Source organism: Desertivirga arenae, from assembly GCF_017355785.1.
Taxonomy (GTDB): Bacteria; Bacteroidota; Bacteroidia; order Sphingobacteriales; family Sphingobacteriaceae; genus Desertivirga; species Desertivirga arenae.
In genome coordinates this window covers 230,265-255,159 of sequence record NZ_JAFEWE010000007.1, presented here as the reverse complement: position 1 = coordinate 255,159, position 24,895 = coordinate 230,265, and the positions used below count along the sequence as shown (strand labels likewise).

Genomic DNA, 24,895 nt, shown 5'->3' with positions numbered 1-24,895 from the left:
TTAATATTCGTTTTCTTTTATAATTACTTTTTTAGGTGGCTCTACCGGCTCGTGCAATCCCAATGTGTCCACTAACTTAGCCACCTCCGTCTGTGTACTTTTGAGCATCAAATCTGCTTTCAACGTCTTGTAATCCCAGCTCAATTCCTTTACTTCCTTATTTAGCTTATCAATGGCTCTTATATTCCTTTCAGCAAAGTGCCTGTTCGCTATGTAAAACATCCCTAACATGGCCAGAAAAACTATAAACGGGAGCATCTCGGTAGCTGCCTCTTTTGTCACCACACCTTCAGTTAACAAGGCTGTGAAAAAGTTTTTTGGCAACTCAGCCTTGACTTCCTTCTCCTCAGGCTGCACCTCCGGCTCAAACTCTTCTTCTTCTAATTCAGCTCTGAAACGATTTGTCATTTTAAAAATTCAAAATTTAATACTGCAAAAGCTTTCCTCGTCATATTAAAGCCAATCTATATTCGTAAGCTTCAACACGCCAATAATTAAAGCTTAACAGCCACCCTCAATTTCGCACTTCTCGCCCTGTTATTTTCTGAAATCTCCTCAGGTGAGGCCACAATCGCCTTTCTGGTCACAGCTTCCAAAGGCTTAATTTCATTTCCAAAGAAATCCTTTTCAACCTCACCTTTAAACTTCCCCTTTGCTATGAAATTCTTCACCAACCTATCCTCCAGCGAGTGATAGGACATGATCACCAGCCTTCCCCCGGGCTTCAATACTTCAATGGACTGAGCCAAAAACTCTTGCAAAGCTTCGAGCTCCTGATTTACCTCTATCCGTAAAGCCTGAAACACCTGAGCTAAATATTTATGTTCTTTCCCTTTAGGAATAAGCTTCTTTATTACCTCTTTCAACCCAGCGATAGTATCAATAGGTTTATTCAACCTTGATGTCACAATCACTCTTGCTAGCGACTTCGCATTCTGAATCTCTCCATACATTCCAAAGATGCGATGCAGGTCTTCTTCAGAATAAGTATTAACAACCTCCTTAGCATTTAAACTCCCGCCTTGATCCATCCTCATATCTAAGTCTGCATCAAAACGAGTAGAAAAACCCCGCTCCGGCTGATCAAACTGATGCGATGAAACACCGAGATCAGCCAGAATACCATCCACCGGCAAAGCCTTGTGAAGGCGGCAATAATTTTTCAGATAGCGGAAGTTCTGATCTATAAAGGTTAACCGATCATCTTGCGGAATATTTCTTTGCGCATCTACATCCTGGTCAAAAGCCAACAATCGGCCTTCCCCACCAAGATTTTTTAATATCTCTCTGGAATGACCTCCCCCGCCAAATGTCACATCAACATAAATCCCATCAGACTTTATATCGAGCGACTCGATACACTCTCTCAACATTACAGGGACGTGATAATTACTCATTCCCACCCCTCCTTCCAAGGCCACCCATTACTTCCTCTGCCAGATTCGCAAAGTTTTCAGGCTCATCATCCATCTGAGCGTCATATGCATCCTTAGCCCAAACTTCAATTTTATTGAATTGCGAAGATAACACCACATCCGATCCTATTTCAGCGTAATCAAGCAACGATTTAGGTAACAATACCCTGCCTGCGGCATCCAGAGTTAACTCTGTTGCTCCGCGAGTAAAGTAGCGAATAAACTCTCTCGTCTTCTTTTCGTACTGATTTAGCTTGCTAAGATCCTCCATTATTGTATCCCACTCTTTGCGGGTATATACTACCAGGTGCTTTTCAAATCCTCTGTTAATCACCAACCCTTCCTTCTCCGCTTCGGGCATTTGCCTGCGCAGACCTGAAGGCAGCATTATTCTGCCTTTAGCGTCAAGTTTGCATTCAAATTCTCCTAAGAAATGAGACATATGGGTTGTAGACTATTTAACAGAGTAAAAGTAAAAAGCTTTTACCACTTTTTACCACTTTGCTCCACAAAAAAGTTTTCAACAAGAATTTTCTCCCACTCTCCCTTAAAATTGCAGCGGCAAAATTCTAAGAAAGTACAATAAAAAGGGCTGGGAGAGCATAGGAACGGAGGGGACATAAAAAAGAAAAAGTGGGAGAATGTGGAGGAACTCGACCACATTTTCCCACTTCAAGGAAAAATATAAGAAATCCAGAAGGATTCTTTCTATGTATTTCTATGCATTAATCGCAGCAACACCGGGAAGTTCTTTACCCTCCATGTATTCTAGAAGAGCGCCGCCTCCAGTAGAAACGTAACTCACCTTTTCCTCAAAACCAAATTTTGCAACAGCAGCCGCAGAGTCACCTCCACCGATTAAGGAGAATGCTCCTTTTTCGGTCGCTTCTACAACAGCCTCTGCAACAGCTTTTGTTCCTGCTTCAAACTTCTCCATTTCAAATACCCCCATTGGTCCATTCCAAAGTATCGTTTTTGAATTCGCTACTACATCTTTGTAAACTTTTACAGAATCCGGACCAATATCTAATCCCATCCAACCCTCTTTGATATCATCATTACTTGCCACATCACTGTTAGCATCAGCCGCAAAGTTATCTGCAATAATAGAATCAGTAGGCAATACCAGGTTTACACCTTTTGATTTCGCTTTTTCAATCAAGCTAAGAGCTAACTCTAACTTATCATCTTCTACCAAAGATTTACCGATGTTTCCACCTTGTGCCTTTGCAAAAGTGTAAGCCATACCTCCACCAATCAAAAGATTATCTACCTTCTCCAACAAACGCTCAATTAACAATATCTTATCAGAAACCTTAGCACCACCCATAATAGCAGTAAAGGGCCTTTCTGCATTATTCAAAACCTTCTCTGCATTAGCTAACTCGCCAGCCATCAAATAGCCAAAATACTTTGCGTCAGGAAAAAATTTAGCAATAATAGCAGTTGAGGCATGAGCACGGTGAGCAGTTCCAAAAGCGTCGTTCACATAAACGTCCCCTAACTTGCTTAGTTTTTCAGCGAAGGCTTCATCCCCTTTTTCTTCTTCTTTGTAAAAACGAAGATTTTCAAGTAGTAAAACATCCCCAGTTTGAAGAGCTGCTGCCTTTTCTATTGCTTGCTCACCAACACAGTCATCTGCAAACTGTACATCTTTCCCTAAAACTTTCGATAAATGATTTACCAGGTGCTTTAAAGAATATTTCTCTGTAGGACCTTCTTTCGGTCTTCCAAGATGCGACATAAGGATCACAGCCCCACCATCATTTAAGATCTTTTTAATAGTTGGTAAGGCACCCTGAATACGATTATCATCAGTGATGTTAAATTCTTTATCAAGAGGAACGTTAAAATCAACTCGGATTAACGCCTTTTTACCTGCAAAATTCAAATTATCGATTGTCTTCATCAGAATTAAATTTGTTTATTATGGGGTTATTAGAAATTCACTTATCATTTTGAATACCGCTTTCCAAGGGCGGTAAAACTACACGATTTTAATTAAAAACAAAAGTGTATTTTAAACACTAAGCACTTATCAAACCTTCAGACCTTTGCCTCCTCAATCTTCCGGATAAGGTCTGCGAGGCGACTTGAATAACCATATTCATTATCGTACCAACCTACCACCTTAGTTAATCCACCTACTACTGAAGTAAGCTTAGAGTCAAAAATGCAGGAGTGAGAATTATCCAATATATCAACTGATACGATTGGATCTTCTGTATAAAACATCACTCCTTTCAGATATCCTTCTGCTGCTTCACGAAATGCTTCGTTGATTTCTTCCACAGTAGGCTGCATCTTAAGGATACAAGTAAAATCCGTCAGTGAACCATTTAAGACAGGAACCCTTATCCCTGCACCTCCCAACTTGCCTTCCAAATGGGGGAATATATTAGTGATAGCCTTTGCTGCTCCGGTTGTAGTAGGTATAATTGAAGATGATGCCGCTCTGGCTCGTCGTAGATCTTTATGAGGTGCATCGTGAAGGTTTTGATCTCCTGTCATGGAGTGGACTGTTGTAATATAACCATTCACAATTCCCCAATTATCCTCCAGGACCTTGATCATTGGAGCTATATTATTTGTTGTGCAAGACGCATTCGAAAGCAAAGGCGCCCTAAAATCAATTTCATGATCATTTACACCAAGAACCACTGTAGGTACACCTCTTGTCCCTGACGGGGCCGAAACTACCACTTGCCTGGCCCCTGCCTGTAAATGAAGAGATGCTTTTTCCTCGGAGGTAAACTTCCCGGTCGACTCGATAACCACATCTACCTCCAGGGCTCCCCATGGAAGATTAACGGGGTCAATTTCTGCAAATACCGGAATTCGCTTCCCATTAATCACAATTTCCTTATCACCAGCTTCAACTGTTCCTTTAAAACCTCCGTGAACTGAGTCGTACTTTACCAGGTGTGCTAATGTAACTGCATCTGTTAAATCGTTTATAGCAACCACCTCGCCTGTTTGAGTGGCAAGTAAAGTTCTTAATACCGTTCTACCAATCCTTCCAAAACCATTTATTGCAATTCTCATTCTTTCTAATGCTATGCTCTATTATTCCTCCGAACCTGAGGCCTTTATATTTGTTCGGCCAAAGTTAGCATTTAGAATTAGCTTGCACATGGGTTATTCTAAGACCGGCCGCTTGTTCAAATCCTAAAAAGCCGCAGGGAAGATCAACATTGGCAGAAGATGATAGTTCATCATCCGTTTGGTTGTACTAATGTGAAACAGATCTTCAAAAAATGGATAACGTTTATGAACCAGAGTAATAATATCCGCATGAATATTATAAGCATATTGCACCAAGGTCTTAGGCACCTCATCTGCCAAGATCTCTTTATAACTTATTCTTTCATAATTTATATCATCTTTCGCTCTCTTCACAGATTTATAATGAATCGAGTCGGAATTTTCACCAAGCTCATTTAAATTAATATGAGTAACCGAAATCTCTGCCCTGAAAGGTCTTGCAAGTTCGGCCACAAAAATTAAAGCGCGAAAATCCACATTGGAAAAAACATCTGTAGTGAACGCGATCTTCTTAAGAGACCGGAAAGTGAATTTTTCCGGAACTAGCAACACGGGGCACTTTGCCTTATTCACCACTTCATTACTATCACTGCTATAAACCAGTTGATGAATAATTCCCTCATCACTCTTATCCCCCATTACAATCATCCAAATATCCTCTCTTTCCTGAATAGCTTTAATGTTATCCTTTAAGAGCCCAATATCATGAGTACATCTTACGGAAGGATTAAACTCTTCTCCAGCAACAAACAATCTTTGCACTAGTCTATCAGCCATAACCTGAAGATTTATTCTTGTTGCATCATTGTATATAGTATAGTTATCGTAATATAGTCTATTGGGGCCCGCCAATACCGCTTTGGAGTCAGGAATGTAACACACATTGTAAAGAAGCAAGTCGGCTCTGACTTGTTTAGCTATTGTCCAGGCAACCTCTGCAGCATGTTTTGATTTCTCAGAGAAATCAGTCAACACTAAGATATTCTTCATACCGGGTTCTATTTTTTTATAAAATTGCCTCAAAAGTTCACACGGCTCAATGATCTTCATCACTAATACTTTTGACTCTGATTATACTACTTCTCTAATGAGAAAATAACAAATTCCAAAATATGACCCTCCTCATTTTATTAAGACCGCCATCATTACACTTTTGTATTATTAAATGAATGTTAAGATAGCGCTTGCAATCCTCCCTTAATGTTGCGTTTTCCTGTTATCCGCTTTTACACAAATGAACATGAAAAAGATTTTGTTAATCGATGACGACGAATCTTTAAGAGATAGCCTCGCTGAAATGCTTACCCTTTGCGAATTCATTCCGATTACAGCAGCTAATGGAAGAAGCGGAATCGAAAAAGCGCTACTTGAAATACCCGACTTGATCTTATGTGATGTAATAATGCCGGGCATCGACGGCTACGGTGTACTTAATATCCTGAGCAGGCATCCGCAGACAAAACTTACTCCTTTTATTTTCCTAAGCGGTAAAAACGAGTCTGAAGATCTGAGAAAGGGAATGGGAATGGGTGCAGATGACTACCTTATTAAACCCCTTAAAGAAATTGAACTTCTCCAGACCATCGATTTGCGCCTGAAAAAATCAGAAGAACTTCGCAAAACCTTTGCGACACCTCCCAATCCCACTGAGGAGCAGCAAAAGCCGGCAGATCCGGCAAACACGATCGATCTTAAAAACAGATATAAAGAATCATACCGGTACAAAAAGAGACATATTTTATATAGCGTAGGCCAGAAACCCTCGACAGTATTTTATGTACTATCGGGAAAGCTGAAGGAGTACAGACTTCATGAAGGTAAAGAGTTAATTACAAATATTTATGGAGAGGGTGATTTTCTAGGACACAGGCAAATTCTCGAACAGATCCTTTATACTGAGAATGCACAGGTGATTGAAGAGGCCGAACTGATCCTCATTCCGAAAACAGACTTTCTGGAAATACTAAACCACGACACCCATACAGCCAGACAGTTCCTGGAGATTATGTCTCATGAATTAACACGGAAGGAAGAAAGACTTATTAAGATGGCTTACGATCCCTTACGCAAAAGAATAGCAAACGGAATCATTGAAGTGGCCGAAAAGTTTAGCAACACCCGGAGCGGATATTCCTCTATAGAGATCTCAAGGGAAGATCTGGCACACATTATTGGATCCGCCCACGAATCATTGATTAGGATGCTAAAGGAATTCAAAGCCGACAAACTAATTGATATACAAGAGGGGCGCATTATAATTTTAGATGAGGAACGATTAAGAAACTTCCCAGGCTCTGAAATAAAAATGACGGAGGTCACCATTCAAAAAAATACAGATCATCCCCAACCTTAGTTAAAATCATTAATTTCGCTTATGCCTGCATGGTTGTAAAGGGCTAACGATAGATGAAAAAGATACTGTATTCTGGGCTAATAGCTGGTGTTAGTTTATTCATTATTAGTTACGGCGGACTGTATCTTGCCATTAGATTCTTTCCCGAATTCTTTCTACTCTATAATAATCCTCTTTTCAACTCAGATGGAAGCAGAGATATTCTTTTTTATCTGCACGCTTTTATCATCAGCTTTGCACTTTCCTGGTTTTGGGAAAGGTTTAAAAGTTTATTCAGCGGACATTTTCTTCTCAGAGGTATTGAATTTGGACTTATCTATGCTCTCGTTGCCTTACTGCCAGTAATGTGGATCACATTTAGCTCCTTAGACATTACTATAACAATGGTAGCGAGCTGGTTTTTGTACGGCTTTGTGCAGTCTGTAGTAGCGGGTGTGATCTTTGCAAAGATAAACCCATAATAACCTTATTAATTTCAAGCAAGCCTACCTACAAGAATAATTGACTGAAGAATTTAAGCATAAAAAAAGGTCTCTTCTATTAGAAGAAACCTTTTTGTGGTATCAGCTGGAATCGAACCAGCGACACAAGGATTTTCAGTCCTTTGCTCTACCAACTGAGCTATGATACCATCCCGTTGGGGCTGCAAATGTAAGTTCTTTTTTGATTTAAAAAAACTTTTTTAAAAAAAACTTAAAACCACTCTTCAACCTTCTATTATATGAGGTTTGAATTACAATAATAGGACAGGTAAGCTTGGACCTGATCTATCCGTTAAGGAAGGGCTTAAAATAAGTATGGCTCGTTGCCTTGGGAGAAACGAGCCATCTTATTTTAACACATTAATCATTAATCAGAAGTTAAATCTATGAGAGCATTAACTTCCACAACAAAAATAGAGATATATCTTATCTATTCAATAATAAATTAACAATTCCTTGGCCTTTTTTAAATAAAAGTATGATTTTAGGCTAGTTTTCTTTCATCAAATAAGACAGGTTAATATTTAAACTATCCAGCAATTCAACATGCACATTAATCACTGGAATTTTTAATTCATGTGCCATAGAGTCTATATTACCTTTCGGATCGTTATAAGTTTGAACAATAATGTCATCCTGCTTTGTCCTCAAAACAATTTGGCCAAACTCTTCTGTCCCCAGGTAGGTAAGATGATCAAACCTCTTTAGATTGAATGAAAAATACTCTTGTTTTCCGTTTATATAATATTTCCTGAATCTAAAGAAGCCCTTGTCCGTGATTGACAGCTCCCATTTCTTTAGCTTTTGATTACCAGCAGTTGCATCAAAACAACTCTTAACGTAACTTTCAGCCCATCTAAAGTTCTGTGGAATAGTATCATCTGAATATGCCGAAAAAAGAAAACACATGGTAAAAAACAAAATCAGGATAGGTCCTTTTTGACAATTATAAAACATGATTTGGAAAAGCTAAACCTCCACTAATTTAAGAATTAAGTACCTTTACATTATGCAAATTTCAGAAAATTCAAGGGTATGGATTTATCAGTCTGACCGACCCTTTACAGATACGGAGAAAACAGAAATAGAAGCATTATTAACGGCTTTTACCGGTCAATGGCAAGCTCATGGCCACCAACTGTCAGCATTTGCAGAAATAAGGTTTGATCGCTTCCTTATATTAATGGTTGATGAAAGTCAGGCCGGAGCTACAGGCTGCTCTATTGATAAATCAGTTAAACTTATGCAGCAGATTGAGGCGGAATATAAGGTAAATCTTTTTGACCGGTTTAACATTGCCTATAAGCAGCAAGAACAGGTATTATCATGTAACAGAATTGAATTTGAAGGACTAATTCGGGATGGAAAAATAACTGAGGATACCATAGTATTTAACAATCTAGTCCAGACCAGGAAAGAATTAGACGAGAATTGGGAGACTCCCTTTAAGCAAAGCTGGCATAAAAGAGTCTTCAACCTAAACCCTGTCGGATAAAGTACAGGAAAGCTTTTGATTTGATTAGAACAGACTAGTCAAATCGAAGCTTACCAATTCTCCTCATATTTCTCAATATCAAATACTGCTTATAGTAAATATACTTGGTTGGATGAGCGGGCGACCATTTTCTGGGATTAGGCAGCACTGCAATAAGCAATGCAGCTTGCCCTTTCGTTAATCGGTGTGACGACTTGTGATAGTACTCTCTTGTTGCAGCCTCGGCACCATAAATGCCGTCTCCCATTTCAGCAACGTTCAAGTATACCTCAAGAATCCTTTCTTTACTCCAAAAGATCTCGATAAGCAGCGTAAAATATGCTTCAAAAGCCTTTCTTATATAAGAGCGACCAGGCCATAAAAAAACGTTTTTCGCTGTTTGCTGACTAATAGTACTCCCGCCTCTTATTGGCTTTCCTGCTTTATTTTTCGCATACGCCTTTTGAATTGATTTAAAATCAAACCCAAAATGATGCAGGAAATTAGCGTCTTCACCAGCTACAGCGGCAAGCTTAAGATTATTGGACAATTCATCCGCACTACGCCATTCTTTCTCCAGTTTCCACCCATCTCCGGAAACAACACCTCCTATTCCTCTTTGGAGCATTAATAGCGTAACAGGAGGATTAATAAAACGGTAGAGTATAACCCAGGATATAGAAATGATAAAAAACCATAGAAGTACTTTCTTGGCTATCAAAAGAAATCTGGAGAATCTGGTAGAGCTTTTCTTTGGGGACTTTTTCTTTGCAGGAGGCATCGGGGCAAAAATAAAAAGTGCTTCTGATAAATTACCAGAAGCACTTTAATTTTATTTTCTTTCGAAAGAAAGCTTATTCAGCTACAACTTCAAAAGCAACTTTAACTTTAACTTCTTTATGTAAGTTTAAGTTAGCAATATATTCACCTACAAACTTAGGTTCAGTTTCGAAAGTAATACGGCGACGATCAACATCGAATCCTTCTTTCTTCAATGCATCTGCTACCTGAATAGTGTTAACAGCACCAAAGATTTTACCACTTTCACCAGCTTTAGCGCCGATAGTAAGTTTAACATTCTCTAAACGAGCTGCAATTGCAAGAGCATCATTTTTAATCTTCTCTTGTTTGAATTGAGCTTGTTTCAAGTTTTCAGCAAGTACTTTCTTTGCAGAAGGAGTAGCTAAAGTAGCAAATCCTTGTGGAATTAAGTAGTTACGTCCGTAACCTGGCTTTACTTTAACTACGTCGTCTTTCTCGCCAAGGTTTTTAACATCCTGTTTTAAAATAATTTCCATGTCGTAATACCTCCAATTATTTTAATGAATCAGTAACATATGGTAAAATACCGATGTGACGAGCACGCTTAACCGCCTGAGCCACCTTACGCTGAAACTTCAAAGAAGTACCGGTTAAACGACGTGGTAATACTTTACCTTGATCGTTAACAAACTTCAAAAGGAAGTTAGCGTCTTTGTAATCGATATATTTAATACCGTTCTTTTTGAAACGGCAATACTTTTTACGGTTGTCCTCTACTTTAGGAGCAGTTACGTATTGAATTTGTTCTCTTGCCATTATCCAGCTACCTCCTCAGTTTGTTGTTTTTTCTGATTGAAAGCGCCACTACGTTTTTTCTCGCTATAAGCACGTGCATGCTTGTCAAGAGCAATCGTTAAGAAACGCATCACACGCTCATCACGCTTGTATTCAACCTCCAGTTTATTGATTAATTCACCCGGAGCCTTAAATTCAATTAGGTGATAGTATCCAGTTGTTTTCTTTTGGATTGGATACGCTAGTTTTTTCAAACCCCAATTATCCTCATGGATAATTTCGGCTCCGTTATCAGTTAAAACACCGCGGAATTTGGCAATAACCTCTTTCGCAGCTTCATCAGATAACAACGGGGTAAGAACGATCACTGTTTCGTACTGTTGCATTTTCTGTTTGTTTATCAATTAATTAACCCTTTAACAAAGGGAGTGCAAATGTAGAAATAAAGGAATTAAAATCAAAACGCATAATGAGAAAATCTGAGCCACAATAAGTGCTACCGAGCGTTATCTCCTTTCCTGGTATTAAAAATAAAGCCCATACCGTAAACATTATCTATACTTATTGTAGCGGAATGGATTAATGCTTTTCGTAACCTGGAGATAAACACATCCAGACTCCTACCCATAAAATAATCATTATCTCCCCATAATTGCAGAAGAATATCTTCTCTTTTAAGCACACGGTCCGGGTTCTTACTCAAATATTCCAGAAGCTCGGCCTCTCTTACCGTTAATGTAAGAGTATGATTGTTGGTAAAGTTTAGTTGAAGAAGGTTTTTCTGGAATAGAATATCACCTATCACAATTTCGTCTGAATTGGAATTTCCTCCCTTTTCCTCAGTCTTCGATTGCCGGCGCAGGATATTACGGATACGAAGAACAAGTTCGTCAATATCAAAAGGCTTTATTATGTAATCATCAGCGCCAATGTTCAAACCCTGTAAACGATCTTTCTTATCATTCTTTGCTGTAAGGAAAAGAAACGGTTGCTTGCTGTTAATTCTGATGATGCGCTCAGCAAGGTCGAAGCCACTGAAATCCGGCAATTGAACGTCAAGAAGCAGTAGATCAAACGCTTCGGGTGATTCCCGATACGTTTGAAAAGCCTCCTCTGCAGAAGAACGCCACACAACATCGAAATTCATAAACCCAAGATATTGTGCGGTTACATTGCCAAGATCCGCTTCATCCTCTACAAATAGTAGTTTATACCTCATTTGGCTTTATTTCTCTCATCCTAGGAATAAAAATAGAAAATTTACTCCCATTTTCGTGTTCACTATTAATTTTTATTGACCATCCATGTGCATCTATGGATTGCCGGACATAAAAGAGGCCTAATCCAAGACCTCCAGCTCCGATTTCATTCTTTCCCCGGTAAAATTTATCAAATACCTGGTTTTTTATCATAGTTGGAATACCAATTCCATTGTCTTCTATGGAAAGAACAACAAAATCCCCCTCATATTTAGTTTCTATTTGGATTTGCTTGTTCTGCGCCCTGTTATACTTCACCGCATTATCAAAAAGATTGTAAAGGGTGGTGGTAAAAAGAAAACGATCCAAAAGGACATTCTCTCTGGCAATTTCTTTATTAAAACTGATTTGAACTTTATTCTGGCATTTTATCTTATAATCTTCGATAATTTCCGATATCAGGCTGTTGAAATCATAAATTTCCTTTTGAAGATTACGTGAAGGCATAGCTGTTATATCAAGGGCCAGGTTAATAAGAGCCTGCAAACGGGTAGCTTGCCTCTGAATAACTTCGGCAAGGTTGTAAACATTATCCCTGTTCTCGATGATCTCTGGATTCTGAAGGCTCTTATTTGCAACAAGAATAGTGCTTAAGGGGGTATTGAATTCATGAGTAATGCTATTCAGAAAGTCTGTCTTCATCTCCGAAAGTTTCTTTTGGCGCTGCCAATTCCTGTATGTAAAAAAGTAAATCCCTACAACAAAAAGGATGGATGATAAGGACAAAAGAAAAGTCGGACTCATATCGCGGATGATCTTCATTGTTCTATTGTCATAGTCGGCAAAAAGACTGAAAGTGATCTGATAGCTGTAAGCTTCCGGAGTAGTTACAGATACTGTTGAAACCTCATTCTGCTTATCTGGTGCAGCCAGGCTACCGTCAATAATCACCCCTTCTGCCGAGGTATATTTATAAGGGTTATTAGGTGCTCCCTTACTAAAAGGATAAAGAGTGTGGTAATTATTACCATCGAAGGTAACAGAAAGCTTTTCGATAGTAAGCAAATACCTAAGTTCTTTACTAAGATTGTACTTTTTGATGATCTCCCTAAAGAGGGAGTCCATTACGCTTTTCGCTCTTAATTCTGCGAAAACACTATCGCAAACACGCCGGGCCAATTGATCAAAAGCAGTTGGCCGGGTTTTATGCAGTAATTCGAACCGGCGAATGTTCTGGTTAATATACTTATCCAGGACGCGCTGGCCCCCAGGATAAACCTTATCATTAGGAATTGAGCCTCCATAAGCTTCGTTCAAAATCACCTTCTCTTCCAGATTATACTGCTTATTCTTTAATTCGTAGGTATTGAATATTAATATATAATGTATATACAGCAAAACAATAAAACAGAGAACAGCAATAGCAGTATAGAACTTTCCCGAGACGTTCATAGAAACTTGTGAAGCTGAAAAATAATGTAATTTCATCTAATCACTGAATTATTATAGCTCCGTTATATTTTCATTAACAATTCATTCGCACTTTATTAACAATATTGCAAGTGCCCTGCTCATAATTTTACCAGTTAATACTCTTATATTCATGAATAGATACACGGTCAGGATTCTTTCAGCTGCAATTATGCTGACGGCCCCTTTCACCTCCAGATCCCAGGAGAAAAACCTTACAAAGTTTGTTAAACCCTTTATTGGTACAGGTGCTGTTGATAAGAATAGCTTATCCGGTAGCAATTTCCCTGGAGCTACTTTGCCATTTGGATTCGTACAACTAAGTCCTGATACCAGGCGTGATCCAGAAGAGCCGGCATCAGGATACGATTATAATGATAATAAAATAATAGGGTTTAGCCATACCCACCTTAGTGGAACTGGTGTGGCAGATCTTTTTGATATCCTTTTCATGCCGGCAACAGGCGACAAGGGTAAGCATTATGAATCTAGTTTCTCCCATGATCAGGAACAGGCAAGAGCAGGATATTATCAAGTGAAACTAAAGGACTATAATGTAAATGCAGAGCTAACAGCTACTGAGCACACTGGTTTTCATCGGTATACTTTCCCCCAAAATCAAACCGCCAAGCTGCTTATCGATCTGGATCATTCCCTAAGCAAAAAGCGAAACTACTGGGAGTGCAAAATAATTGAATCGAGCATCAGATTAGTAAATAATAATACAATCGAGGGGTATAGGATCCTGACAGGTTGGGCGCGACTACGAAAAGTCTTCTTCAGAGCAGAATTTTCAGAGCCTATTACCGATATGGAACTATATGAAGGCTCTACCCTACGCAAAGATGCCGCGGTTGTAAATGGAACCAACATAAAAGCCCTTGCCAGTTTCAAACCAAACTCTCAAAAGCCCTTACTTGTAAAAGTGGGTCTTTCTCCTGTTAGCATTGAAAATGCCCGCATCAATTTACAACAGGAAAATCCCAATTGGAATTTTGATGAAATAGTTCAGGAAGCGGATCGCAAATGGGAAAAAGAACTTGCCAAAGTAGTGGTTGAGGGTACGCAGGAACAAAAAGAAATATATTATACTGGCCTGTATCACGCATTTATTCAACCTAATAATCTGGCGGATGTTAACGGAGAGTACCAGGCAACAGATCTCAGTATAAAAAAAGCAGATGATAAAGCTCATTACTCGACTTTTTCTCTTTGGGACACTTATAGGGCAGCACACCCACTGTATACTTTACTTCAGGAGGAAAGAACAGCTGGGTTTATCAATAGCATGATCCGTCAGTTCGATACCTACGGCTATTTACCAATATGGCAGTTGTGGGGAGAAGAGAATTACTGTATGATAGGAAATCACGCCATCCCAGTAATTGTCGATGCGGCACTAAAGGGGATTAAGGGGTTCGACCTGAATAAGGCATATGCAGCCGTAAAAGGTTCTTCTGTTACAGACCATCAGGGTTCTCCTTTTTCTTCCTGGGACAAATACAAATACATCCCCGAAAACATTCAGTCCCAATCTGTTTCAATTACGCTGGAGATGGCCTACGATGACTGGTGTGTGGCCCAATTTGCCAAGCTGCTCGGTAAAGAAGATGATTATAAGTATTTCATGGAAAGGTCTCAACGCTATCGCAATCTTTACGACAATACCACCGGCTTCTTCAGAGCAAAAAACAGTGATGGGACATGGCTAAGTCCATTCAACCCTCTTCAATATGGCGGCAACGGTGGAAACCCTTACACCGAAGGTAATGCCTGGCAATACTTCTGGTATGTACCACAAGATGTAAAAGGACTAATTTCTCTGGTTGGCGGCAACAAAGCATTTACAGAAAAGCTCGACAAGTTCTTCACATTAAATTCGCTTCCCGAAGAAGTAAATGGTAACGCATCTGGATTTATAGGCCAGTATGCGCACGGAAATGAGCCAAGTCACCACGCAGCTTATCTTTATAACTACGCTGGTGAACCCTGGAAAACACAAAATTACGTAGCTAAAGTTCTGAATACCTTGTACAATAATTCCTCTTCAGGTTATTCAGGAAATGAGGATTGTGGTCAAATGTCTGCCTGGTACATTTTTAGCTCCATGGGATTTTATCCTGTAAATCCAGCGAATGGGATCTATGAAATTGGGTCTCCAATTCTCAAAAAAGCAGTGATACAATTAAGCGGGGGACGAAAATTTACCATGACCACTTCAAATGCATCTCCTCTCAATGTATATGTCCAGTCCGTTAAATTCAACGGGAAGCCTTATACTAAAACATTCATCACACATCAGCAGATCACAAGCGGTGGAACACTAGAATTTGTGATGGGAAGCAAACCAAATAAAAAATGGGGAAATGGCTAATTAATAGAAATTAACTGGTCTCCAGTCAAAAAGAAAGGGGTTGCGACAACATCGCAACCCCTTTCTTTTTGCTTATTTTGTATTAACGTCTTTCGTTAAATACGCCTAATTCGGCAATCGAAGGAGTGTCCTTGTAGTTCAAAAACTTCACCCGTACTTTCTCCGCCCAAATCCGGTCGAAGCGGTGAACTTTAATCTTAGAACCGTCTTCTACCTGTGTCAAAGGAAACCATTTATTATTTACGAAGTATTCTAATGAATAGGTAGTTACGCTCGGGTGTTCCCTTGATAGAACAATCATATTGAACGGAACTTCTTTACGCAGGTTCACTTCAAACCAGGGATTTTTAACGTTAGGGTTAGAAAACCAGCTAGAGCCAAAATTATCATCGGTAGCAAAATCCATGATAGCCATATCATTGCTCCAACTTGCAGTAGCCGGACAGCGTTTCGCGATGTTAGAAGAAATAATAGGAGCATCAATTTTTTCCAGCTTCGGTGCATTGACAGGCTTCTTATAAAGGCTTCCTATTTCCTTTAGCGCGGTTAAAGCATTATCATCAATGCCTCCTTCCCTGTTCGGTGCTACGTTCAGAATAAAATTACAATAGATCTGATTATAGGGCATCGCATTTTTATTTACCATCTCATTCGCCGACTTTACCGGAGTAGTAGGAAACGAGGTTTTCCAGAACCAGTTCTGTTGTAAGGGAAGACATGCCAAAGCCGGAAGTCTGTTCCTATTGGAAATATGCTGCCCTGCCCCTTGCTCATAAGATTTAATATCGGTGTAGAATAGAGCTTCTGAAGGATACTTCGCAGCGTTCAAATCCATTACAAGACAGTTAGGCTGAATGGACTTAATAAGATTGTAAATTTCCTCAAACGGTACGTCGTCATAAGATATGCGCGACCATGGCGCATCCCAGCCGTCAATGATCATAGCAGAGATCTCACCATAATTGCTTAACAGTTCGGTCAACTGATCTTTGATCATCTTTATATGCGAGGGAGTGATCTGCCCCGGACGTAGTTTATGATGCGTATCAAGGATAGAATAATAGAGCATCACCTTCAAACCCTGCTTCCTGAATGAATTTACATAATCCTTTACCACGTCTCGTTTGTACGGACTGTTCATTACATTGTAATCAGTTGTTTTCGTATCCCAGATTGCAAAGCCGCTATGGTGTTTAGTAGTAAGGCAGCCATAGGTCATATTAGCAGTTTTTGCTGCTTTTGCCCACTGGTCTGTATCCACCTTTTTTGGAGCAAAGATTTGAGGAGAAGCGTCAGGATCGGCCCAGTCATCATCCATATAAGTAGGGATATTGTAGTGGATAAACATGCCAAATCCAAGATCTACAAATTCTTGCTGGAGTTCCGTTAATGGCCTTTTAGAAACAGAACTGGCTTGTGCAAGGGCGGTTGAAGGTGTTGAGCTGAGGCTTAGAAAGACTGCAGCCTGTGCAATCAGATAATTTTTGATTTTGTGTGTTTTCATTATTTGTATTAAGAGGTATTTTATCTAAAATATTCCCCCGGGGAAGAGATCCCCGAAGGAATTGTGCGTGTTATTTTTGCCAGAAGGTTATTTCGCTGATATTACTATAGTTAGGGTCTCCACTTGCGTTCTCCAGCACACGAATTCTAATGTAGCTCACAGGAGGGAGGTTTGGCCCAAGAGCTACTTTATAAGGTCCAATTCCATCATCCGAACGGCTCACTTCTTTCAGAAGCACCCATCCCTTCTGCTGCGACTCTTGTTTCCATCCCTCATCATTTCCAGACAGAGTGGTAATTGCGCCTGTTAAATCGGCAATCCCCCAGATCTCAAACTTTGTCGGATTATTGCAACAGTCCCTTCCTATTATTTCAAATTGAGAGAGATTTGCATAAGGTTTTCCAAGATCAAAGGTGAAATGATGTGGTAAAGGATGACTTCCATCACTATGGAAAATATTGGGATAACCGGTAGGCGATGTATTACCATTCCACAATTTACTTAAACTAGTTTCACTGCTATAAGTTCCCACATCATTAGGGAGTTTTATACCAGTAAAAGTGCTTTTGTCAAGAGGAATAAGAATATTTGTGATCGAATCCCGGGTTGCCGGTGTGAAATTATCTATTGAGCCACGCACCGGAATATAACCAGACTGGTAATAAATCTTAGTTCCTGCCTTATAGTTATCCAATCTGATGGAACTTTGATCAGGCGCCAGGGTAGCACTTGCTTCTGTACCATTAATCAATGTATAGTTAATAAGCGTTCCTGTATTGATGGTATCAGGCTCAAGGAAGTTAAGTATAATACTGTTTCCGGTAAGCGTATAAGGTTGAGTAGTGCTTAGGAAGCGATTTGTCAACCCCGACTTGTAACTATCTCCATAAACTTTAACATTATTAACGTTAACTGGAACAGACCGGTTTCCTTCGGAATCATAAGAATAAATGGTGAAAGAGTAGGTATACTCTGTTAGGTTTGGAATGATTACTGACACCGTTTCCGCAGGATTATGATTGTTAGAAGAAAACTCCATCGAATCTGCCCGTGAGTTCCAGAAGATTTTGTATTTAACAACCGTAGGATCCGGACTAGGGTTCCACTCCAGCTTAACACGGTAATTTCCAGACAAGGCCTTTATATTGGCCGGGAAACCAGGATATACCTTCTCGGTATCGTTTAAATAATTCTGATAGTCTAAGGCATCCTTACTGCAACTAATACCTAACAATAGTAGTAGGAAAGCGGCTAATAGATATATTTTTACTTTCATTGGAATGCTGATTAATGAATTTTACTTGGTATTACCAAAGAAGGCCACTTCGGTTACATGGGCAAAGTCTGTATTACCCCAGGTACTCCGCACTGCCAGGCGTATATACCTTACTTTTGGAGCTGAGATTGGAAAATTAAACTCAAATCCAGCCTGAACCGCCGCAAGATCTTGTGGAGTTGTTTGTCCCGGTGGGTTTCCTGAAGGAGGAGGAGGACAGTCAAAGTTGCCCAAGTTGATCCAGTCACCAACCACCTGCCCCACCACAGAATTTACGGGTAGTTCTGTATCCCGGGGATTAGCAACAGCAGATCCCCAAAGGGTCCATGATTTAGGATTTCCATGACCGTAGGAATAGTCATTGCCATAGGCGGAGCCGCGCTCCCATAATTTGTACCGGCTTAGCTTTGCTTTAACTCCCATATCGAAAGTGCATATTTGAAGTGGTTTACCCAAACCTGCTTCTGTATGCCATCCCGGATCGTTCGTATTATTATCCCAAAGCCGCGTAGTATTCCAACCTAGTCCTGTTGCTCCCAGTTGCGAATCACTAGGAAGCCGATATTCGCTAAACCTGTCTTTAGGAAGCAGGGTTTCATATAATGGCGTGATCTTTTGCACCAGTGTATCCGAAACATTACCCCAGCGATCAGTAATATACACTCCAAAATTTCTTTGAAGCGTATCAAATCCCCTGACACTAAAGTTTATATTTTCTGCCTCTGTGTAATACTGTTCAACAGGAAGCATTTTACCTGATTCCTTGTCATCAGAAATTACGATCACTCCAATTGCTTTTTTGTGTGGATTGCGGGCAGTAACGTTAACCCCACCAAAATCAGTTTGAATAGCTACCGTGGGATAGGAAACGAGATATGAAGGTGTTTCCGGATGAACCTTGACAATCACAGGGTCGGATTGAACATTAGCTCTTGAAACAGAGTAAAGTTTTACATCATACTCTCCACTTTTTGCAAAACCTTCTACTCTTATAGTATCGCTATAATAGCTCGAAACTGATTTTCTAACCACCTTATCATTAATCTGATATTCAGCCATTATATACAGAAGGTTTTTAGTATTCGGAAGAGTGTAATTGATCAAGGCCCCGCCCGAGTAATTGCTAACCTTTATAGAAGTTACAACTCCGGGCTTGGATTGATCCTTGCTAACAACCTCATTAAAATCTTCACTCTCTTTACACGACTGCAGGAAGAACACCTGTACAACAAAAAAAGCAACAGGCAAGTATTTAAGGATGCGGGTCAACAGCATCGTTCCATTTGTATTCATCATCTGATCTTAATTAAGTGATACTATTACCAGTACGGGTTTTGAACCAGATTTGGGTTAATTATCAATTCATCATAATCTATTGGCCAGAGGTAGTCCCGAAGGCCAAAAACGGGAATCAGCAGAGTCCTTTGCCTATAATAACCAAGAGGGTCTGATTCGCGAATATTCCATCCCTGAATGGGCTTGCTTAATACTTGTTGCATCGTTTTCCATCTGCGAAGATCCCAACCAATCCCACCTTCAAAGCAAAGTTCAATTCGCCTTTCCTGCTGTATTATCTGTCTCAATCCGTCCTTAGTTGTTGCTTTTCCAGGATTGTTGGAATACAAGGACCAAGACTCCTCAACTCCTTTTAAGGCGGCTCTCTGTCTAACTTTGTCGATATATTTATAAGCATCTGCAGTTGGTCCGTTCACTTCATTGATCGTTTCTGCATACAGGAGATACAAACCTGCAAGACGTATTAAAGGCAGACGGAAAGGTACCTGAGAGACCTCAGTACCAAATGCAGACTGGTAGTGCACAAGCTTGGTGGGCCAATAACCCGTCACGTTAACCCGGATATTGTCTTTAGGTCCTGCCAGAGAGGCCGATCCTCTTGCTTGTACAAAAGCCATGCTACCCGGATTAGTAATACCGTTGCCAAAGTAATTGCTGCCATCAAAAGATAGATCTGCATAAAAGCGGGGCTCCCTGCCTGTATGTAACTTAACAGTTTCATAGCCCTCCCTCAGATAATTTTTCTCTTCTTCAGGTACATTTAGAATAGTGAACCGCCCCCGGTAATCATAAGTTTTATCCTCATTTATTGGAACACCATTTCTAGTATAGAAGAGTTCCGCTACACCTATCGGAACGGCAAAATTTCCCGGTGCAGCGCCCATATTCTGAACCATGCCTGTACTTACTCGAGGCATTGCCATTCCCTGATAATCAAAAGTTGTATTCAGGGCCCAAATAATTTCGGGATTAATGTTCCAGTTCTCTGTAACACTCTGACGGATATCCATTACCTTTCTCAATTCTGCAGGCAATGCTGGAAGGTTACCTGGTGGAATAAATTCATACAAACGCATATTTTGTCCCTCACAAGCTTCTACAGCGGCATTGCAAGCCTCCATGGCCAATTTCCATTTATTAGCGTCGTAATCTGGAAAAAGTCGAACTCCTTCTTTATCCCTGAAATTAGCATAGTCAGGGTTTCCGTTAAAAAAGGGGCTAGCCTGGGTAGTCAGGATCTCAGCCTTCAACGAAAGGGCTATCAGTTGAGTGATCCTTCCAAGGCTCCGCGCCTGATCTTGAATAGTAGGTGGCAAATTCGGCGTAGCTTCGTTTATAAGCTCTATAATATAGCTGAAGGCCTCATCCACTGGTACTCTTTTTAAACGAACTTCATCGGTTTCTGCATTTATAGAAAGGTTCTCCTTAATAAGGTGGATGGGACCATACATTCTCAGGAGATAATAATGGTAGTAGGCTTTCAAAAACTTCACCTCCGCAATCCACCTGTTCCTCTCAAACTCAGGAAGATCAGTTGGTTTATTTATATTATCCAGAAAAATATTACATCGTCTGATTGCCTTATACAAAGGTTCTCCAAGTTGAGTTCCATTCCAGTAATTTAAAGCCGGATCATCAGTGGTTTGCGAACCTCTTATCAGGTGAAAGCCTATTTCGTTCTGCCTGCTGCCCAAAGTTGGTTCAGTAAGGTCATTTGGAAAATAAATCTCTCCAGAAGTTGTGAAAGAGGGATTAGCGATAACATTGTTCAACTTTTGCAATGTCGAGTAGCAGGTGAACAAATAATTTTCCGCTTCGTTCCTGTTCCTAAAAGCATAATCTATAGTCGCTATATTATCGGGTGTGACATCTAAATACTCTTTACAACCATTTAGTAAAGCAGCACAACACACTATGATCGTGCATACTATTTTTGAAAATCTCATATCAGGTTCTTCTTAAAGATTGACGTTAATACCAAAGTTGTATACTTTCTGCACGGGATAACTGAAGCCGTTTGCTGCCAGCTCGGGATCCCATTCTTTGAACCGGCTAAACGTGGCCAGATTCAGGCCATTCATATAGAGGCGGCAGTTCGCAAGGAATAATTTTCTGGCTAGCTTTTTTGGCAGGGTATATCCTATTTCTAGTGACTTTAAGCGAAGGAAAGCACCATCTCTCATCCACCAGCTGCTGGTTTGAAAATTATTGCTTAACTCAGCTGAGGTGGTACCAAGACGAGGGTACTTCGCATAGAAATTAGGATTATCTTCAGACCAGTAATCCTTGGCAATAGATTGTAACACCTGCCGGTCTTCTAAAAAGGGACTTACTTGTGATGGATCAATAAAGAAATTAGTCCGACCTAAACCTTGGAAGAATGCAGAAAGGTCAAATTGTTTAAAGCCCATCGAAAGCCCCATTCCGTAAACGATCTCAGGTGTAGAAGGAAGTCCAAGGAATACCTGATCGGCATTTGTGATCTTTCCATCACCATTCATATCGCGGTATTTTATATCACCACCTTTAGGCCCGACTGATCCTGCGCCGAATAGTTGACTTGGAGAAGCAGCAGCTTCTTTATCATCCACAAAAAGGCGTTCAGCAATATAACCCCACCGCACTCCTATTTTCTGTCCTGATAATATTCTCCAGGGCTCTTCGTAGGCGGGCTGTTCATAATCTCCGTACCGGTTTTGAGTAAAAGTGAAGTTTGCTCGTCCTCCCAGGCGAAAACCATTGCTGAAATTTTTATTATAATCAGCTGAAAGATCTATCCCTTTCGAATCGGCAGTACCAATATTAGCACTTATCGGTGCTTCAAGGCCAAGAGAGGCTGGAGTATAAGCCCTTGACATAAGAATGTTATAACGGTGCTGCTTATATACTTCTGCTATTATATTCAGGCTATTCAATACCGTCATTTCTAAGCCGAGGTTAGTTTGTCTGGAAGTCTCCCAGCTTACATCCTCGTTTGGATAATTCGATATGCTTACTCCCGGTCTTACCGTCCCATTATTTTGGCCAAACCATGCCGGGTTACCCCCATCAAGCTTAACTTCGGAGAGGTAGAAGAACCTTTGAGCTCCAATTGCATCATTACCAACCAGCCCATGACTTGCCCGCAGTTTTACTCTGTTGAAAACATCTGCTATCATGCCTGTCCAGAAATTCTCCTTCGAAATTATCCATGCCCCTCCGATTGTAGGAAAAAATCCGAACCGGTTTTTTTCTGCAAAACGCTCGGAACCATTGTAGCCAAAGTTGAATTCAAGAAAGTAGCGGCTTGCATACGAATAACTCGCCCTTCCTGATAAGCCCAGATTCCGGTAAGGAAGTGAATACTGGATGCTTGGCTCGGCGGGATTAAAAGGGTCGGCAGCATTTGCATACAGGCGTTGTTGCCTGGTCGCAATTAGAGTTCCGCTTATGTTGTGACTCTTGCCCAAATCCCTGTTATAATCAAGAATGCCCTGCAGGTAGATATCAGTATTAATATCCTTAGATCCCGGTATATAATTCAGGTATTCCGCTGCCTGTCCGTTACCATTGTTGATCCAGTTAAGTGAATAGGAATTTGCCAGCCTGTCATAATTGATGGCGTTGTAAAAGAAAGGCTTGTACTGTCGGGTGAGGTCGAAGTATGAATAGCGATTGGTATTAAATAATCCACGGAAGCTTAAACCCTTCGTAAAAAAGTCGAGCTTTTGGTGAAATTCAAGCTGCGCAGACATCCTTGATCGGGAAAAGGATTGATACCCTTTCATCATATCTGCATAAGGATTGGTATAGGCAACCTGAGTGCCAGTACTGCCTTCCGCTCTGTTTCCAAAAAGTATATGAGTTTCCTGAGCAGTTGAAGGATCGTCGGGAAAATAAGCAGGAAAGAGAACGGGACTTGTATGAAGGGCCTTATAATATAGATCCGAGGCAAATGAGCCATCAGAGGTTAAGGGTCCGTTATATTCATCAAAATTTCCTGAAAGCCGTACTACTGCTTCAGTGGTAGGAGTAAGATTTATATTGACGTTTGAGCGTAACTGAAAGTTCTCAAGCTTAACGTTGTTATTAAAGTCATTTACAGAACTTACTTTCAGAATACCATTATCCAGATTGTAGCTGGATGAGATAAAATACCTCGCAATCTTTCCTCCACCACTAACACTGGCGTTTAAACGCTGGTTGTTTGTCCTGTCTTTAAATAATTCATCCAGCCAGTTTACCGCAGGATACATATACTTGTTGCTGCCCGCAGCATTCGCCATGGTTTGCTGCCTGTTAAAGATGTCATTCTGAGAAAACATCGGTTGAGCTAGCGGACTTCTTGTTACTATTGCTTCATTATACATCTTCATGTATGTTATAGGATCCGCAATCTGAAGTGTCTGAGTTGGGGCAGAAATAGAATTCTCGTACCTTAAATTTACCTTTGCCTTTCCTTCAGCGCCCTCCTTCGTTGTGATCAGGATGACCCCATTCGCTCCACGGGCTCCATATAAAGATGTCGCACTTGCATCCTTTAAAATAGAGAAGCTGGCGATATCGTCCACCTGGAGGCGCGCCATATCAGTAGCACTGAGCTCGATATTATCCACCAGGATAAGAGGGTCCTGCTTATATCCAAACGTAGTTACCCCCCGGATGAAGAAAGTGGAATTATCTAACCCAGGTTGTCCGCTACGTTGATATGCTACAACACCTGCTACCTGGCCAGCAAGGGCATTTGTTAAATTACTCGATGGAATTTTTAGTTGTCCGGGATTAATTGTTGTCACAGATCCCACTACTGCTTCTTTGCGCTCTTTTTTACCAAATGCAGTGATCACTACTTCTTTTAAACCTGCAGCATCAGGTTGCATCAGGATTTCTACAAAAGGTTTTGCAGCACTTACAGTGAAACTTGTTGTTTGAAATCCGATGTAGCTTAAAGAAACAACATCACCCTCCCTGGCAACAAGCTTAAACTTTCCATTCAGATCTGAAACCGTACCTCTGGATCTTCCATTGGCAAAAGATAAGTTAACACCCGGAAGCCCCAAACCGGTAGAATCTTTTACTATACCTGTTATCCTTATCGAGTCTCTGCTTTGAGCCAGGATAGATGAAGAGCTTAACACGATGAAAAAAAATGTAAGGAAGCAAAAAATGCTTGCCTTTGGATGGCCTGACAGCCATTGGCTCTTGTAAAGTTTTTCCATAATACTTGATGAATTTGTTAATTATTAGCAGGACCTACTTGATCTTATCAAGGGTCTGTTGGAGAGGAAAAAATGGCTGCTATGTCATATAATACCCGGGCTAAATTGTTAAATGATTTGAATCAGAACTGTATAGCCTAAGTTACAGAGTGAAGTTATCGGTAGTTGATAACGAAGGTTTAATGGAATGTTAACAGAAATTAAACAATAATAGAGCAAAGGTAAAGGGAGCGTCAGCGTCCATAGGAGCCA

General features: G+C 40.3%; 23 protein-coding genes and 1 tRNA gene. 5 read left to right on the top strand and 19 right to left on the bottom strand.

Annotation, left to right across the window (positions count from 1 at the left end):
- The 6 genes from J4N24_RS15635 to J4N24_RS15610 all read right to left on the bottom strand — a co-directional run bounded on the left by J4N24_RS15635 (position 1) and on the right by J4N24_RS15610 (position 5,450).
- Positions 1-408 (bottom strand): FtsL-like putative cell division protein, encoded by a 408-nt coding sequence (locus J4N24_RS15635; RefSeq protein ID WP_207534629.1) that lies wholly within the window; start codon positions 406-408, stop codon positions 1-3.
- An 86-nt stretch (positions 409-494) separates the two neighbouring features.
- Positions 495-1,397, bottom strand: coding sequence for a 16S rRNA (cytosine(1402)-N(4))-methyltransferase RsmH (gene rsmH / locus J4N24_RS15630; protein WP_207534628.1), 903 nt, complete (start codon positions 1,395-1,397; stop codon positions 495-497).
- Positions 1,390-1,857, bottom strand: coding sequence for a division/cell wall cluster transcriptional repressor MraZ (gene mraZ / locus J4N24_RS15625; protein ID WP_207534627.1), 468 nt, complete (start codon positions 1,855-1,857; stop codon positions 1,390-1,392). Before mraZ ends, rsmH begins: the two co-directional genes overlap by 8 nt.
- A 276-nt stretch (positions 1,858-2,133) precedes the next feature.
- Entirely contained in the window at positions 2,134-3,324 is a 1,191-nt protein-coding gene (locus J4N24_RS15620; RefSeq protein WP_242691655.1) for a phosphoglycerate kinase, read from the bottom strand.
- Between the two features lie 137 nt (positions 3,325-3,461).
- A complete protein-coding gene (gap, locus tag J4N24_RS15615) occupies positions 3,462-4,460 on the bottom strand; it encodes a type I glyceraldehyde-3-phosphate dehydrogenase (protein WP_207534626.1) in 999 nt (332 codons plus the stop codon).
- A gap of 123 nt (positions 4,461-4,583) precedes the next feature.
- Complete coding sequence (locus J4N24_RS15610; RefSeq protein WP_207534625.1) at positions 4,584-5,450, bottom strand: universal stress protein; 867 nt, start codon at positions 5,448-5,450, stop codon at positions 4,584-4,586.
- Positions 5,451-5,700: 250 nt separating this feature from the next.
- On the opposite strand from J4N24_RS15610, the gene J4N24_RS15605 reads away from it, so the two are divergent.
- Entirely contained in the window at positions 5,701-6,813 is a 1,113-nt protein-coding gene (locus tag J4N24_RS15605; RefSeq protein WP_207534624.1) for a response regulator, read from the top strand.
- Between the two features lie 53 nt (positions 6,814-6,866).
- Positions 6,867-7,274 carry a hypothetical protein gene (locus tag J4N24_RS15600; protein WP_207534623.1) on the top strand — a complete coding sequence of 136 codons (408 nt, stop codon included), beginning with the start codon at positions 6,867-6,869 and terminating at the stop codon, positions 7,272-7,274.
- Between the two features lie 97 nt (positions 7,275-7,371).
- Here the strand turns inward: J4N24_RS15600 and J4N24_RS15595 are convergent.
- Positions 7,372-7,444 (bottom strand) — tRNA-Phe (locus tag J4N24_RS15595).
- A 340-nt stretch (positions 7,445-7,784) separates the two neighbouring features.
- On the bottom strand, positions 7,785-8,204 hold the full coding sequence (locus tag J4N24_RS15590; protein WP_207534622.1) for a hypothetical protein: 420 nt from the start codon (positions 8,202-8,204) through the stop codon (positions 7,785-7,787).
- Between the two features lie 100 nt (positions 8,205-8,304).
- On the opposite strand from J4N24_RS15590, the gene J4N24_RS15585 reads away from it, so the two are divergent.
- Complete coding sequence (locus J4N24_RS15585) at positions 8,305-8,790, top strand: ABC transporter ATPase (protein ID WP_207534621.1); 486 nt, start codon at positions 8,305-8,307, stop codon at positions 8,788-8,790.
- A 34-nt stretch (positions 8,791-8,824) separates the two neighbouring features.
- Here J4N24_RS15585 and mtgA read toward each other — a convergent pair whose 3' ends face one another.
- Positions 8,825-9,490 (bottom strand): monofunctional biosynthetic peptidoglycan transglycosylase, encoded by a 666-nt coding sequence (mtgA, locus tag J4N24_RS15580; protein ID WP_242691661.1) that lies wholly within the window; start codon positions 9,488-9,490, stop codon positions 8,825-8,827.
- On the opposite strand from mtgA, the gene J4N24_RS25590 reads away from it, so the two are divergent.
- Positions 9,453-9,599 (top strand): hypothetical protein, encoded by a 147-nt coding sequence (locus tag J4N24_RS25590; protein WP_242691663.1) that lies wholly within the window; start codon positions 9,453-9,455, stop codon positions 9,597-9,599. The genes mtgA and J4N24_RS25590 overlap by 38 nt on opposite strands.
- Positions 9,600-9,623: 24 nt before the next feature.
- On the opposite strand, the gene rplI is transcribed toward J4N24_RS25590, so the two are convergent.
- The 5 genes from rplI to J4N24_RS15555 all read right to left on the bottom strand — a co-directional run bounded on the left by rplI (position 9,624) and on the right by J4N24_RS15555 (position 13,013).
- Positions 9,624-10,067, bottom strand: a complete 444-nt coding sequence (rplI, locus tag J4N24_RS15575) for a 50S ribosomal protein L9 (protein WP_207534619.1) — start codon at positions 10,065-10,067, stop codon at positions 9,624-9,626.
- 16 nt (positions 10,068-10,083) lie between these two features.
- Positions 10,084-10,347, bottom strand: coding sequence for a 30S ribosomal protein S18 (gene rpsR, locus J4N24_RS15570; RefSeq protein WP_207424422.1), 264 nt, complete (start codon positions 10,345-10,347; stop codon positions 10,084-10,086).
- Entirely contained in the window at positions 10,347-10,712 is a 366-nt protein-coding gene (gene rpsF, locus J4N24_RS15565) for a 30S ribosomal protein S6 (protein ID WP_207424421.1), read from the bottom strand. Before rpsF ends, rpsR begins: the two co-directional genes overlap by 1 nt.
- A 110-nt stretch (positions 10,713-10,822) precedes the next feature.
- Positions 10,823-11,545, bottom strand: coding sequence for a response regulator transcription factor (locus J4N24_RS15560; protein ID WP_207534618.1), 723 nt, complete (start codon positions 11,543-11,545; stop codon positions 10,823-10,825).
- Positions 11,535-13,013, bottom strand: a complete 1,479-nt coding sequence (locus tag J4N24_RS15555) for a sensor histidine kinase (RefSeq protein WP_207534617.1) — start codon at positions 13,011-13,013, stop codon at positions 11,535-11,537. Before J4N24_RS15555 ends, J4N24_RS15560 begins: the two co-directional genes overlap by 11 nt.
- 115 nt (positions 13,014-13,128) lie before the next feature.
- On the opposite strand from J4N24_RS15555, the gene J4N24_RS15550 reads away from it, so the two are divergent.
- Positions 13,129-15,369, top strand: coding sequence for a GH92 family glycosyl hydrolase (locus J4N24_RS15550; protein ID WP_207534616.1), 2,241 nt, complete (start codon positions 13,129-13,131; stop codon positions 15,367-15,369).
- Between the two features lie 82 nt (positions 15,370-15,451).
- On the opposite strand, the gene J4N24_RS15545 is transcribed toward J4N24_RS15550, so the two are convergent.
- From J4N24_RS15545 to J4N24_RS15525, 5 genes are all read right to left on the bottom strand, one after another.
- Complete coding sequence (locus J4N24_RS15545) at positions 15,452-16,873, bottom strand: alpha-L-fucosidase (RefSeq protein ID WP_207534615.1); 1,422 nt, start codon at positions 16,871-16,873, stop codon at positions 15,452-15,454.
- Between the two features lie 70 nt (positions 16,874-16,943).
- On the bottom strand, positions 16,944-18,149 hold the full coding sequence (locus J4N24_RS15540) for a DUF4998 domain-containing protein (RefSeq protein WP_207534614.1): 1,206 nt from the start codon (positions 18,147-18,149) through the stop codon (positions 16,944-16,946).
- 21 nt (positions 18,150-18,170) lie between these two features.
- Complete coding sequence (locus tag J4N24_RS15535; protein ID WP_242691654.1) at positions 18,171-19,445, bottom strand: DUF5000 domain-containing lipoprotein; 1,275 nt, start codon at positions 19,443-19,445, stop codon at positions 18,171-18,173.
- Between the two features lie 23 nt (positions 19,446-19,468).
- A complete protein-coding gene (locus J4N24_RS15530; RefSeq protein WP_207534613.1) occupies positions 19,469-21,391 on the bottom strand; it encodes a RagB/SusD family nutrient uptake outer membrane protein in 1,923 nt (640 codons plus the stop codon).
- A gap of 12 nt (positions 21,392-21,403) precedes the next feature.
- A complete protein-coding gene (locus J4N24_RS15525) occupies positions 21,404-24,643 on the bottom strand; it encodes a SusC/RagA family TonB-linked outer membrane protein (protein WP_207534612.1) in 3,240 nt (1,079 codons plus the stop codon).
- Positions 24,644-24,895 lie beyond the last annotated feature (252 nt).